This is a genomic window from Acidimicrobiales bacterium (genome assembly GCA_036270875.1).
In the GTDB taxonomy this organism is placed as follows: domain Bacteria; phylum Actinomycetota; class Acidimicrobiia; order Acidimicrobiales; family AC-9; genus AC-9.
In genome coordinates, this window is sequence record DATBBR010000007.1 from 24,941 (window position 1) to 37,982 (window position 13,042).

Below are 13,042 nucleotides of genomic sequence, written 5' to 3' on the forward strand. Positions count from 1 at the left end.
TCCGCGGCGGCCCTCACGTCCGTCCTGGGCGTCCGCCTGCGAGGTCGCTGCGGTCCTCGTCCAGGACGTGACGGGAGCCCTCGTCCGCTAGGAGATCGGCCGCCAGTCGCGCCACCATCCGCCCCACCTCGGCGTGCTGTTCGGGGGACCAGCCCGCCAGCAGGCGCTCCAGGCCGTCGTGACGTGCGGTCACCAGGCGGCCAAGAGCAGCGTCGCCCTCGGCGGTGAGTGCGTACCGCTCTTGGTGCCCTTGCGTCGGCGAGGCGGCGCCCGAGGCTGCGGGGGGACCAGTGCCCGAACCCGGCCGGTCCCCGTCAAGCCGGATCAAGCCCGCTCCGGCCAGGGACCCTGCCTGTCGGCTGACCGCGGGTCCCGGCACCTGCAGGTGGTCAGCCAGCTCGGCCAGGCTCAAACCCCCGTGGCGTCCCATGCGGAACAGCAGCCAGACGGCGGCCGGTTCCAGATCCACGTTCGCCCGTTCGGCCAGCGTGCTGTAGATCTGGGCCCGGTTCTCCCTCGCCGTGAGCACGCTCAGGGCCCGGGCGAGCTCGTCGCTCGAGCCACGGGTGTGAGGGATGGCAGTGGGCGCCAGGGTGTCGGCGGGGTCGGGAGCCCGCGTCGTGGTGCGGAGGGTGAGCTCGGGCAGCAGCCAGGTGATCAGGAACGCCACCACGGCGACAGGCACGGCGACCAGGAACACCGTCTGCAGCGAGGAGGCGTAGGCATCGATGAAGCCGTGACGCACGGCGGGAGGCAGCTGGGCCAGCCCGGCCGGGCTCACCCCTCCGGTCCCTGACACCCCCGGCGGCAGCGGTACACCGCCAAGGGAGCGGTTCAGGTTGCCGACCAGCACGTTGGCGAAGATGGCGCCGAACACTGCCACCCCGAAGGACCCTCCGATGGAGCGAAAGAAGGTGACGCCCGAGGTGGCCGTCCCCAGGTCGCGGTAGTCCACGGCGTTCTGGATGGCGATCACCAGCACCTGGATGACCGAGCCGATGCCCAGGCCGAGGACCAGCATGGCCAGGCTGGCTTCGAGCGTCCCGGTGGTCGGGGTCAACCGGGACAGCAAGAAGAGACCAAGCGCCATCAGCGCCGTGCCCACGATAGGGAACACCTTGTAGCGGCCCCAGCGGCTGATGGCCTGGCCGCTGCCGATGGAGGTGATCAGGAGCCCGCCCACGAGCGGCAACAGGTGGACCCCCGAGAGGGTGGGGCTCACCCCCTTCACCACCTGCTGGTAGAGGGGCAGGTAGGTGATGGCCCCGAACATGGCAAAGCCCACGGCGAAGCCGAGGGCGCCGGTGACGAGGAACGTCCGGTTGCGGAACAGCGGCAGCGGGATGATCGGTTCGCTCGCTCGTCGCTCGACGCGCGAGAAGGCCACCAGCAGGACCAACCCGGCGACGCCCAGGATGACGATGGGGGCCGAGCCCCATGCGAAGCTGGTGCCGCCCAGGCTGGTGAGGAGCACCAGCGCGGTGGCGCCGAGGGCCAGGAGGGCGGCGCCGGCGTAGTCGATGACGTGGTGGACCCGTTGGGCGGCGGCAGGCAGGGCGATGGCCGTCACGACCAGGGCCACGATCCCGATGGGCACGTTGATGTAGAAGATCCAGTGGTAGGACAGGTTGTCGACGAAGAAGCCCCCCAGCAGCGGGCCGATCACGCTCGACACGCCGAAGACCGCTCCGAAGAGCCCCTGGTAGCGCCCGCGCTCCCGAGGCGAGACGACGTCGCCGATGGTGGCCTGGGCGCCGACGATGAGGCCGCCTGCCCCCAGGCCCTGGATGGCCCGAAAGCCGATCAGCTCGTCCAGGGTCTGGGCCAGGCCGGCCAGGATGGAGCCGGCCAGGAAGATGACAATGGCGGCCTGGAAGAAGACCTTGCGGCCATAGAGGTCGCCGAGCTTGCCCCAGATGGGAGTCGACACGGTGGAAGCCAGCAGATACGCCGTCACCACGAAGGAGAGGTGGGACAGCCCGTGCAGATCGCCGGCGATGGTCGGCAGAGCCGTGGCCACGATCGTCTGGTCCAGAGCGGCCAGCAGCAGGCCGATGAGCAGGGCGCCGATGATCAGCCAGAGACGGCGCCCGCTGAGTTGCAGCTCGGGGCTGTCCCCCGGCCTGGCTGTCTCGACCGACACGGTCAACGAGCCTAGAGATCCCCGCTCGACCGGACCAGGGCCACGGCGACGGTCGGAGCCCGAGCTCGGTGCTCAGTTCGTCGAAAGGGTCTCCCCGTAGATGGTGTCGACGGCCTGCTCAAGCCGCCAGCGGTCTCGGGCGTGCTCTGACGCGATCCACTCCGAGTCGTCCTTGGAGCGGACGACGAGGACCGAGCCCTGGAAGTGGTGAACCACCGCGGTGGCCACCGATCCGAGGAGGACGCTGGCTGGCGCGCTGTGAGGCCGGCCACCGACCACGATGTACAGAGCCGAGCGCTCCTCGGCCACTGCGATCAGCTCGCGGGCCGGCTCGCCGGCGCGCACGACGAACTCCCAGTCGACGGCCTGCTGCTCGAGCGCCCCGAGCGTCGCTTGGCGGGCCTCCGCCTCGATCTCGTCCAGGGTCTGGGTGGCGTAGCCAGCAGACAGCGGGGACAGGCCGGCCCACGTGGACGTGTGGCGAACGTGCACCACGACGAGCAGCAGGTTGGACGTGCGGGCAAGCTCGGCAGCCCGCCGAAGAGCGGTGATGCTGTCGGCAGTGCCGTCGACGCCGACCACTATCGATCGTCTCATGACCATGCTCCTTTCACCGGCCCGCCGGATGGCCCCGGCCGGGCTCTTCTCCTAGTAACTTTACCAGTATGACTGGTAAAGAAAAACCCCCCGAGCTCCTGCCGGCTCAACCGGGCGAGATCGAGGACCGTGGTCGGGAGATGCCTCGTTCGGCTCCACCCCGCCGCGCCCAGGGTCGACCGCGGGCGCCCGGACGGGAGGAGTCCATCTTGTCGGCCGCGCTGGCCGTCATGGCCGAGCGGGGTTATCGGGGCATGTCGATCCCGGCCGTGGCGGAGGCCGCCGGGGTGAGCAAGCCCACGATCTACCTCCGGTTCCCCTCCAAGTTCGACCTGGCACTGGCCGCGCTGGCCAGCCTGCCGCTGGGGGATCATGCTCCCGACACGGGCAGCACCAGAGGAGACCTCGTCGCCCTGCTACGCGAGATGCAGGAGGTGATCGAGCGAATGGGGCTTGGCATCCTGGGGACCGTTCTCGCGGAAGAGGTCGAGCATCCCGAGCTCCTCGAACGCCTCCGGAGCCAGCTCGTGCGTCCCCGAGCGCGCTCGTACGGCATCATCATCGAGCGTGGGATCGAGCGGGGAGAGGTGCGAGCGGATGCCGATGTCGAGATCGCGGTCAACCTGCTCAACGGCGCGTACATCACTCAGCACCTGGCTGGAGGGCCGATCCTCGAGGACTGGGCCGAGCGGTTGGTCGACCTCGTCCAGGGCGCGTTGGAGCCGGGCAGACAAGTGGGCCAGGACGAGCGCTCCACGGTGAGCCACGTCGCACCGCCACGCGCCTACAAGGGAATCGACGGGCCTCGACGGCGCAGATAATCGCTCAGGCGGGGTTGCTCATCGCCCCCAAGGGCATCGAGAAGCAGGTACAGACCGTCGAACGCCTCCGCTCCAACCTCGGCGCGCAATTGACGCTCGATGCCTCGAGCCGCCGTCCGATGCGCGGCGAGGTACTCGGTGGCCCGCGGCGTGAGCCTCACGATCTTCTCTCTCGCGTCCGTCGGCGAGTTGATGAGCCTCACATACCGGCGACCACGAAGGCTGGCGACGATCTTGCTCGCACCCTGCCGCGTGATCCCGAGCTCGCGACCAATCTGCGAGATCGTGGCGTCGGCGGACGTCGAGCAGATGCGCAGCACTCGTCCGTCGGGAAAGCCGTGATCGCCAAAGCCAGCAGCAGCCAACTCCTCGTCCAATCGACGCCGGTAGCCAACCCACGCTTGGCGCAGGGCAGCACCGACGCCCATCGGTCGGGGCTTCGGCTGGGCTGCCTTCTCTCCCTTTCCTGCTTCTGAACGTGCGCCGCTCCGGCTCATGGTACCGAGCTCCGATATCGACAACCAGGGTTGACATTCTACCAGGGGATCTTCAATACTTCGGTGGTGCGAGAATCGTGTGCTCGATCAGCCTGCCGGCGGCCCATCGCGCGTCATAGAGTCATCCGGCCCAGGTCGGCGGGCGTCGTGCTGGCAACCATGCTTGCGGCGGCGGCCCTGGCCGCCTGCAGCTCAAGTGGCTCGAGCCCTTCGGGAGTCGCAGCCAGTGGGATCGGCAAGATCCGCCACGTCGTGGTGGTCATGCAGGAGAACCGCTCGTTCGACACCTACTTCGGCACCTACCCCGGAGCCGAAGGCATACCCATGGCCAACGGCGTTCCCACGGTGTGCGTGCCCGACCCTCAGAGCAACCAGTGCGTCAAGCCCTTTCCCGATCACGCCGATGTCAATGGCGGCGGCCCCCACAGCCAGTCCAACGCCAGCGCCGACGTCAACGGCGGAAAGATGGATGGCTTTGTCGCACAGGCCGAAGGTGGGCGACGAGGCTGTCTCGATGTCACCGACCCGGCCTGCACCAACAGCTCACAGCCCGACGTGATGGGCTACCACACCGCCGGCGACATCCCCAACTACTGGGCCTACGCCAACAGCTTCGTGCTCCAGGACCACATGTTCGAGCCCAACGCCTCCTGGAGCCTGCCCGAGCACCTGTTCCAAGTGTCGGAGTGGTCCGCCGCCTGCACTCAGCACGACAACCCGGCCAGCTGCGTCAACCAAGTGCAGACGCCCGGCATCCGCCCGCCGGCGGCCGGCAACCTACGGCCGACCGACGCCCCCTCGCCCATCTACGCGTGGACCGACCTCACCTACCTCTTGCACAAGGACAACGTGAGCTGGGGCTACTACGTCGTAGCGGGCACCGAGCCCGACTGTGAGAACGATGCCGCCCTCAGCTGCGCTCCCGTCCGTCAGAACGCGGTGACACCTGGCATCTGGAACCCGCTGCCGTACTTCGACACAGTCAAGGCCGACGGCCAGCTCGGCAACATCCAATCGGTCGACAATTTCTACGGCGCGGCCAGCAAAGGAAGCCTCCCGGCGGTGTCGTGGGTGGCGCCATCGGGGGCGGTGAGCGAGCACCCGCCCGCCGCCGTGTCGGCGGGCCAGAGCTACGTGACCAGTCTCGTGAATGCCGTCATGCGCGGTCCCGACTGGAGCTCCACGGCGATCTTCCTGGCCTGGGACGACTGGGGCGGGTTCTACGACCAGGTCGTACCGCCGAACGTCGACCAGAACGGCTATGGGCTGCGTGTGCCGGGAATCGTGATCAGCCCCTACGCTCGCAAGGGCTTCGTCGACCATCAGACGCTGTCCTTCGACGCCTACGACAAGTTCATCGAGGACGACTTCCTCCACGGACAGCGCCTCGATCCGCGCACCGACGGACGCCCCGATCCCCGCCCCGATGTCCGCGAGAACGTCAACGTCCTCGGGAACCTCAGTGCCGACTTCGACTTCAGCCAGCAGCCGCGGTCCCCCCAAGTGCTGGCCGTCCATCCCCAAACCACCCTGACCGGGACGCCAGCGGGGGGACGACGTCGCGCCGCCCCGAGCACCACAAACGGCGACGGTTGACCAGAGCGCGGTCACCCTCGGTGGGGACGCGGCCGGCTTCGCTCGTGGAACGAAGCCAGCGCCGGAGCGCCAGGGGGCCAGGCCGGCCCGCACCCGAGGCGTCCTCCTTCAGTGTGCGCCTCCCGGTGAGGCCTGTCGACCCCTTTGGTCGGTGAACACCCTTACAGTCCATGATCGCCGGGCTCATGAGCAGCGATGTCCTCGCCTCGGCGGAGGCGGAGCTCGCCAGGTCCGCCCACAGGGTGGTCACGTCGTCTCGACCGCGGCGTCGAGGATGACGCCGTCTGCGATCAGGGCATCCACCTCGTCCTCGCTGTAGCCGTGGTCCGACAGGACCTCCCGGGAATGCTCGCCGCACATGCACGGGCCGCGCTGGACGACGCCGGATGTGCTCGACAGATTGACCAGCAGACCGGGATCTTCGAATCGGCCCACGTTGGCCGCCCAGGTCTCGGCCACCAGGCCACCGGCGCGTAGCTTGGGATCGTCGAAGAGCCTGCGACAGAATGTCTCGTCGACGAGCTCAACAGGTACGCCTGCCTCGTCCAGGCCGGCGAACCACTCCTTCGCCGGCCGCTCGCGAAGGCGGCTCTCGAGAAGGGCGACGCACGACTCCGGATCCTCGAGGCCGGACTCAGGGGCTCCAATTGCCGACGCCAGCTCTGTGCGGTCCTCCGGACGCAGGGCCGCCAGGAAGACCCAGCCGTCGTCGGCGCATCGGTACAGCCGGTAGAAGGGCGACAGGCCGTACTGCTGACCATCGACGTGCCGCCATTCGGCGGGCGCCCCGTCCTGGTCGATCCACGCGTACGACGTGTGCAGCAGTCCGGCGTTGACGATCGACGTGCTGACCGCTTGACCTTCCCCTGTCTTCTCGCGGTGGAACAGCGCAGCCGAGATGGCGATCGCCGCCAGCATGGCGTTGCCCGTGTCGCCCATGTTCGACCGCGGCCACAGTGGTGGGTTCCCGGCATCGCAGGCCCCGTCTTCCCACTCGACGCCAGTGAGCGCCGACGCGGTCTGATCGGTGCCAGGAAGGTCCGACCTCGGGCCCTTCTCGTAGCCCCGCGTGTTGCAGTAGACGAGCGCGGGAAACCGGCCCCGAAGCGTCTCGTAGTCCAGCCCGAGGCGGGCCGCGGCGCCCGGGCGCCAGTTCGTCAGGAGCACATCGGCGCGTTCGAGCAGCGTGTCGAGCACACCCCCGCCGCGCTCGTCCTTCAGGTTCACGGCGATGCTCCGCTTGCCCCGGTTGGAACCGAGACCCATGTGCGTACCGGCCCAGAAGCCGTCGTGCAGCGCGTCGACCTTGATGACATCTGCGCCCAGGTCGGCGAGAACCCTGCCGGCGAACGGACCAGCGACCCCAAGCCCCAGGTCGAGCACGCGCACTCCCTCCAGGGCGTGCCCCAGCGAACGGCCGCTCGGCCACCGTTGCGAGGAGCCTGGAGAAGCTGCGGCCGCCTCGGCGAGGACCGCAGCCGTGTGCTCGCCTGACCGGGGCGCTGGCCGCGTCACCGGGCCAGGCGTTGCGCTGAACTCGAGCACGTTGCCGACGTGGCGAATCCGCCCGACCTCGGGATCCTCGATCTCGACCACGCAACCGTCAGCTCGGAAGGCGTCGTCGGCCAGTGCCTCAGCCGGCGACCGCACCATCCCCACGCCCAGCTGGGCCTCAGATCCTGCCCGCACCCATGACGCCGATGAATGCTTCTTGAAGGCCTCGGCGAGCTGGGGGTGAAGGAAGATGCCGGTGAGGAGCCCTTCCCCGTCCATCGACAGACGGTCAGGGTCGTCGCGGTAAGCGGTCTCCAGCGCCATCGGCTTCAGGTCCTCGCCCTCAACCGACCCCAGCACCCAGCTCGGGCGCAGCGACCAGTGGTGGACCCATCGACCGTCTGCGCACTCGTACAGGCCGTCGATGGACCGGGAGTCCGACGGCCACATCCAGTACGAGGGGGCATCCGGGCGCTCCACTCGCTGCCAGTTGAGGCACACCGCCGCCAGCGCTCCCTGCAGCAGCGATGTCTCGACCGCCTGGCCCTCGCCGGTCACCTCGCGAGCTCGAAGCGCCGCCACTACCCCGAGAGTCGCGAAGTACATCGCCCCGATGCTCGGCCACGGCGTCCGCGGAAAGATGGGACCCGCCCGACCTGCGCCACGCACAAGACCTTCGGGGCCGTCGAACTCCGGATAGGGTCCGGACGAGCCCCGGATGTACTCCATTGGGGTGCCCCGGCGGCCTCGTTGGTCATAGAGCAGCCCTACGCGAGCGGCCACGAGCGCGTCATATCCCGGGCGGTCGCTGTGCTCGGTCTCCCGGCCGTACCCCGTGATCGAGCAGGTGATCAACCGCCGGTTATCGCGCGCCAGGGTTGGCCGATCGACTCCAAGTCGCGCCGCCGTTCCCGGCGAGAAGCTCTCGACGACGAGGTCGGCCTTGGAGGCGAGGGCCATGAAGGCGCCGCGGCCATCAGTGGAGGCAAGGTCGAGGCGGGCGCTTCGCTTACCACGGTGCCACACCCGGTAACCCGCCTGGGACGCGAAGGGGTCTCCAGCGGGCGGCTCGATGCGCGTCACCTGGGCGCCGTTGTCCGCCAGCATCATTGTCGTCATCGGCCCGGCGATCCCCCAGGAGAGATCGAGCACACGCACACCGTCGAATACGCCGCTCACGGGTTCGCCTCACTTACTCTCGGGCACCACTCAGCCGCCCGTCACCGGCGCCGGTCGCGCCTTGGCTGACCCGAGCTCTCCGAGCGCGAGCGCGATTCCGACCGCCCCCAGGACGACGGCACCAATGCTCTCGACCGCCAGCGAGACGCCCGCGAATGGGGCGGCCAGGGTGTCGGTGAAGCCGAACAACCCGACGTACACACTGAGCAAGAGCCCGCCGATGGTGGCGATCATGAACCCCGTAGCTGCCACCACCATCAACAGCCGCCGCCAGGCGACGAGGGCCACTGCCATGACGGCACCGGCAATGCCCTGGAAAAGGAACAGCGGGCCGATGGTGGCAATGTTCCGGTACCCGGTGGCCCACAGGTGCAGGTGGATCGCGCCGGTGGTGGCGACCAGCGCCGCCCCGATGACCAGGGCCAGCGTGAGAACCACCCGTCGGGGCCTGGAGCCCGTGGGTCCGGCCGCCGCGTAGCCGAGCACCCTGCCTACGGTAGCGCCGCCACGCTCGCAGGGCGCCAGCTCCGGCCGAGCTCGCGCAGCATCGTGGGATACACGATCATGTACCGGAACGGCCTGATCGCGGCCATATAGGCCGCGCCGAGCGGCCCGTTTGGCTTGACGTAGACGGCCATCTGGGCGACAAAACCTCCGGTCTCGTCCGGGACTCGGGAAATGTGGATGACCCCGTGCACGGTCTGATTGGCGATCTCCGCCGCCCACTCGTCCTCCAGCAGGTACAGGGAGGTGAAGGGGCCCGCGGCGGTGTCGGGGCCAGATGGGGCGTCGCGCAGATCCGCCGGCAACCGGTCCCGAAGCGTCGGCACTCGCGAGCCGAGCCCGGCATCCGGCCCGTCCCAGCGCAGGAGCGCCCCGATCTTCCAGCGGATCGCGAAGAGCGTTCGGACAGCGATCGACGAGCTCTGCGACGGGTCGAAGGAAGCGATCACCTGCACCAGCCGCGGGAAGTCGTCCGGGCCGCCGATCTCGGCGAGCGCCCACACATCCTCGAGCCGGAAGTCCCGGGTGAGCTCGTGGATCCGCCATGGGCGCGACCTGTGTGCTGTGTCCGCGACTCTCATCCGTGAAGCTCCTGTGTCCGTTGCCGGGATCCAGTTCGAGAACCCTGTGGCGGCCCGAGCGCAGCGTGCTCCAACAGATAGGGGTCGAACCGATCTCGACCGATCAGCGGCTCGTCCGCCACCACCGGTACCCGTCGTGCCCGCAGGACCCCTTGCTCTCTCATCTCACGCCTCCAACTCGAGCTGCGACTTGAACGGATGGATCTTGACGCCGGACCGACCGTACATCTTTAACCGACTTGAGATCGGTGACCGACTGTCGGTCAGTCTGGTACGGTGGCGGGTGTCTGTCAAGCCGCTCCGAGCCCGTCAAGCCGAGGCGACGCGCAGCCTCCTGATCGCCGTCGCCCGGCAGAACTTCACCGAGCACGGCTATGCAGCGACGTCGATCGACGACATCATCCAGCAGGCGGGAGTCGCCCGCGGCGCGCTCTACCACCACTTCTCGGGTAAGGAGGCGCTGTTTCGCGCCGTCTACGAGGCGGTGGAGGACGAGGTCTTCTCCCAGGTCATGGAGGCAGCAGCCTCCCAGGCGTCACCCTGGGAGGCTGTCCGCGCTGGGCTGTCGGCCTTCCTCGACGCCTGCCTCGAGCCCGCTTTCCGTCGCATCGTCGTGCTCGACAGCGTGTCGGTCCTGCAATCGCAGGTCCTGGAAGTCGGCATCGACCCCGTCGAGTTGCCCATGCTGCGCACGGTGCTCACGCCGCTGCTCGGCACGACCACCTTCGGGGGGATTGCCATCGACGCGCTCACCCACGTCGCCCTCGGTGGCCTCTACGGCGCCTCGCTCTACATAGCCCGTGCACCGGACCCTCGCGCCGCCCGGGCCGAGGTCGACCTCGTGCTCGACACGCTCATCGCCGGCCTGCTCCGACCAGCGTCCGCGTGACCAACGACCGGGCTACGGCGGCACGCCCTGACCACGGCATAACGGTGCCTCCGATGCTGTTTTGAAGAGTGGGGCGGACGAGCGCACCCGTGTGAAGGAGGAGCGATGAGGGACAGCATTCGGCTCGGCCGCATCGCAGGGGTGAAGGTCGGGCTGAATTGGAGCCTTCCCGTGCTGGCGGTGCTCTTGGGGGCAGGGCTCGCCGGTACCACCTTGCCGTCCAATGCCCCGGGCTCCAGCAGCTGGGCCTATGGCGTGGCGGGCTCGCTCACCGCCGTGGCGTTCATCGCGGCGATCCTCGCCCACGAGCTGGGCCATGCCGTGGTAGCTCGCCGCCAAGGCTCGGCCGTCGACGGAATCACGCTGTGGGCTTTGGGAGGCCTGACCCGCATCGACGGCGAGGCGCGGAGTCCCGCCGCAGAGTTCCGCATCTCTGGAATCGGCCCCTTGGTGAGCTTTGCCCTCGGTCTCGGTCTCGGCGCGGTCGGGCTTGCCTTGGGTGCACTGGGGTGGTCTCCCCTGGTCGCCGCCGCCTTCGACTGGCTCGGGGCAATCAATCTGATCCTCGCCGTCTTCAATGTCCTGCCTGGGGCTCCCCTCGACGGCGGTCGCCTGCTTCATGCCGCCCTTTGGCGCCACCATGGGGACAAGCTTCGGGCCACCGAGACGGTCAGCCGGATTGGCTGGGTCCTCGGACTTGCCCTGGTGGCACTGGGTCTCGTGGGGTTCGCCCTCTCTGGGTTTGGCGGCCTGTGGCTGGCACTGGTCGGCTGGTTCCTGATGACCGCGTCTCGCGCGGAACGGAGCCAGGCGAGGTTGCTTCACGGTCTCCAGGACCTCAGGGCGGTCGACCTCATGTCGGCTGACCCTGTCCGCAGCCCCGGCTGGGTGACCGTCCAAGCCTTCATGGACGACTACGCGCTCGCTCCTCATCCCACTGCGTTCCCGCTCGAAGCCTGGTCGGGCGGACTATCCGGCCTCGTCGACGTCAACCAGCTCAGGTCCGTCCCACCTGCCGAGCGGCGCATCCGTCGGGTCGTCGACGTGGCCTGGCCACTGGCCAGTGTCGCGGTCGTACGCCCCGACCAACCCGCAACCGAGGTGGCGAAGCTGATGGCCCAGTCGCCGGCGGGGCGGGCGCTGGTCATCGACGGCGATCGCCTGCTGGGCATCATCTCTGCCTCGGACCTGACTTCCCGGCGCCGGCCGGACTGGCATGGCGACGCCGGTGGAAGAGGAGACCGACCGGCCAACCGGGTCGCGACCTCTTGATCCGGCGGGGGTGCTACTTGCTGTTCGGTCGGCCGATCCGTGACGGCGGCGCGACGGAGACGAGGGTTGAGCTCCCGCTCTGGTAAGACGTGACCATGACCAGGCAACAGCGCGTCACCGTCCCGAAGCCCCTACCTGTTGGACTGGACGAGGGAGTCGGTCGGCCGTTGGTGCTCATACCGGGATACGCGACCCGGCCCGAGATCTATCGACCGACGGCGCGACTCCTCGCCCAACGATGCCGAGTGGTGCTCACCGACATCTACGCAATTCGGGGTCCCTGGCGCTATGACGACGTGCTCCGGTCGTTCACCGCCACCCTGGACGAGCTCGAACTACAGGAAGCGAGCTTCCTCGGCCATTCGTTCGGCGGCGGGATCGAGCTCGGGTTCGCAGTCCGTCACCCGGAGCGAGTCGTCGAACTGGTGTTTTCTGACACCCTCGCGGTGTCGCGCGAGTGGGCCCTCGCTGAGGAGGCCATGCGCCATCCTCTCGGGCTGCTCGGCATGGCCACGCCGCGGGCGGCAGCCGACTTCATGCTCTCGTGGCTCACCCACCCGCGTCAGCTGATCGATGCAGCCTGGTGGGGCTTCACCAGTGGCCGCTCCCGCGATATCCACCTCATCGCCGAGGCGGGACTTCCCGCCCACGTGCTCTGGGCAAACCGCGACTCGCTTCTCAATCGGAGCGATGGCCAAGAGTTCGCGCGTGAGCTGCACGCCTCGTTCACGGTCGTGGATGCTCCCGGCTACGTGGACCACGACTGGATGTATCGACACCCTCAGTTGTTCGTCGACCACCTCGAGCGACTCGGTCTCGCAGCGCTCGGTCACTCAGCCGTCCCGAGCTGACTGCCCGACCGGCCAGCCCGCCGGCGCTCGCGTTGAGTCGCCTCTCGCAGCGCGCGCAAGGCGCTGACCATCTCGTCCGCCTGGTAGTGGGCCTGGGCGCCGCTCGGGTTCGGGAGGAGCCAGAGCCTGGCGCCACCCAGCCGTTCTGCCTGCTCCCCCACGGTGGCGCCGGGCCGATCGAACGCGGACCGATAGGCGATCAGGCCGAGGAAGGCGACGACGCCAGGATGCAGCCGGCGCACCTTTCGGGCGAGATTGCGCCCTCCCCGTCGAAGCTCGTGGCGGTCCAATTCGTCCGCAGAGGCGGTCGCCCGGCTGACCAGGTTCGTCACCCCCACCCCGACCTGGAGGAGCCGGCGTTCGTCCGAAGGCGATAGCAGCTCCTCGGTGAACCCGGCAGCGTGGAGCACCTTCCAGAAGCGGTTGCCCGGGCGGGCGAAGTGGTGGCCGACTGCGGCGGACCACAGTCCTGGGTTGATGCCACAAAAGATGACGTCGAGGCCAGGCGCCACAACATCAGGGACCCGCTTGCCCTCAGCTGCCAACAGCTCGGCCCGGCTGGGCGGCTGACGGCGACTCATGCCGTCGCCTGGCTGTGCGGGTCCGGTGGCGTCACGC

At 68.7% G+C, this 13,042-nt stretch carries 12 protein-coding genes; 5 read left to right on the forward strand and 7 right to left on the reverse strand.

The annotated features are described in order from the left end of the window. Window positions 1–13: 13 nt before the first annotated feature. Together VH112_00615 and VH112_00620 are read right to left on the reverse strand one after the other, a co-directional pair. Window positions 14–2,143 carry an MDR family MFS transporter gene (locus tag VH112_00615; GenBank protein ID HEX4538720.1) on the reverse strand — a complete coding sequence of 710 codons (2,130 nt, stop codon included), beginning with the start codon at window positions 2,141–2,143 and terminating at the stop codon, window positions 14–16. A 72-nt stretch (window positions 2,144–2,215) separates the two neighbouring features. Next, the gene (locus VH112_00620) at window positions 2,216–2,740 is read right to left on the reverse strand and encodes a universal stress protein (GenBank protein ID HEX4538721.1); all 525 of its coding nucleotides are present in this window, start codon (window positions 2,738–2,740) and stop codon (window positions 2,216–2,218) included. Between the two features lie 209 nt (window positions 2,741–2,949). Between VH112_00620 and VH112_00625 the strand changes: the two genes are divergently transcribed. Then, complete coding sequence (locus VH112_00625) at window positions 2,950–3,561, forward strand: TetR/AcrR family transcriptional regulator (protein ID HEX4538722.1); 612 nt, start codon at window positions 2,950–2,952, stop codon at window positions 3,559–3,561. Here VH112_00625 and VH112_00630 read toward each other — a convergent pair. Beyond that, complete coding sequence (locus tag VH112_00630; protein ID HEX4538723.1) at window positions 3,525–3,989, reverse strand: MarR family winged helix-turn-helix transcriptional regulator; 465 nt, start codon at window positions 3,987–3,989, stop codon at window positions 3,525–3,527. The genes VH112_00625 and VH112_00630 overlap by 37 nt on opposite strands. 216 nt (window positions 3,990–4,205) lie before the next feature. On the opposite strand from VH112_00630, the gene VH112_00635 reads away from it, so the two are divergent. Continuing rightward, window positions 4,206–5,654: an alkaline phosphatase family protein gene (locus VH112_00635; protein ID HEX4538724.1), complete on the forward strand. Its 1,449-nt coding sequence runs from the start codon at window positions 4,206–4,208 to the stop codon at window positions 5,652–5,654. A gap of 246 nt (window positions 5,655–5,900) precedes the next feature. Here VH112_00635 and VH112_00640 read toward each other — a convergent pair whose 3' ends face one another. Genes VH112_00640 through VH112_00650 form a run of 3 tightly spaced genes read right to left on the reverse strand, consistent with a single transcriptional unit; the run spans window position 5,901 to window position 9,412 of the window. Then, the gene (locus VH112_00640; GenBank protein HEX4538725.1) at window positions 5,901–8,327 is read right to left on the reverse strand and encodes a CoA transferase; all 2,427 of its coding nucleotides are present in this window, start codon (window positions 8,325–8,327) and stop codon (window positions 5,901–5,903) included. A 30-nt stretch (window positions 8,328–8,357) separates the two neighbouring features. Further along, entirely contained in the window at window positions 8,358–8,813 is a 456-nt protein-coding gene (locus VH112_00645) for a hypothetical protein (protein ID HEX4538726.1), read from the reverse strand. A 5-nt stretch (window positions 8,814–8,818) separates the two neighbouring features. Then, window positions 8,819–9,412, reverse strand: coding sequence for a DUF2867 domain-containing protein (locus tag VH112_00650; GenBank protein ID HEX4538727.1), 594 nt, complete (start codon window positions 9,410–9,412; stop codon window positions 8,819–8,821). A gap of 283 nt (window positions 9,413–9,695) precedes the next feature. Between VH112_00650 and VH112_00655 the strand changes: the two genes are divergently transcribed. The 3 genes from VH112_00655 to VH112_00665 all read left to right on the forward strand — a co-directional run bounded on the left by VH112_00655 (window position 9,696) and on the right by VH112_00665 (window position 12,424). Beyond that, on the forward strand, window positions 9,696–10,301 hold the full coding sequence (locus tag VH112_00655; protein ID HEX4538728.1) for a TetR/AcrR family transcriptional regulator: 606 nt from the start codon (window positions 9,696–9,698) through the stop codon (window positions 10,299–10,301). A gap of 105 nt (window positions 10,302–10,406) precedes the next feature. Further along, entirely contained in the window at window positions 10,407–11,573 is a 1,167-nt protein-coding gene (locus VH112_00660; GenBank protein ID HEX4538729.1) for a site-2 protease family protein, read from the forward strand. 95 nt (window positions 11,574–11,668) lie between these two features. Continuing rightward, entirely contained in the window at window positions 11,669–12,424 is a 756-nt protein-coding gene (locus VH112_00665) for an alpha/beta fold hydrolase (GenBank protein HEX4538730.1), read from the forward strand. Here VH112_00665 and mug read toward each other — a convergent pair. After that, window positions 12,403–13,005, reverse strand: a complete 603-nt coding sequence (mug, locus tag VH112_00670; protein ID HEX4538731.1) for a G/U mismatch-specific DNA glycosylase — start codon at window positions 13,003–13,005, stop codon at window positions 12,403–12,405. The genes VH112_00665 and mug overlap by 22 nt on opposite strands. Between the last annotated feature and the right edge of the window lie 37 nt (window positions 13,006–13,042).

What these genes read in the sequence shown, in the direction of transcription:
- VH112_00650 (HEX4538727.1), bottom strand. Translation starts at nt 9,412, where the DNA reads ATGAGAGTCGCGGACACAGCACACAGGTCGCGCCCATGGCGGATCCAC.
- VH112_00630 (HEX4538723.1), bottom strand. Translation starts at nt 3,989, where the DNA reads ATGGGCGTCGGTGCTGCCCTGCGCCAAGCGTGGGTTGGCTACCGGCGT.
- mug (HEX4538731.1), bottom strand. Translation starts at nt 13,005, where the DNA reads ATGAGTCGCCGTCAGCCGCCCAGCCGGGCCGAGCTGTTGGCAGCTGAG.
- VH112_00620 (HEX4538721.1), bottom strand. Translation starts at nt 2,740, where the DNA reads ATGAGACGATCGATAGTGGTCGGCGTCGACGGCACTGCCGACAGCATC.
- VH112_00660 (HEX4538729.1), top strand. Translation starts at nt 10,407, where the DNA reads ATGAGGGACAGCATTCGGCTCGGCCGCATCGCAGGGGTGAAGGTCGGG.
- VH112_00665 (HEX4538730.1), top strand. Translation starts at nt 11,669, where the DNA reads ATGACCAGGCAACAGCGCGTCACCGTCCCGAAGCCCCTACCTGTTGGA.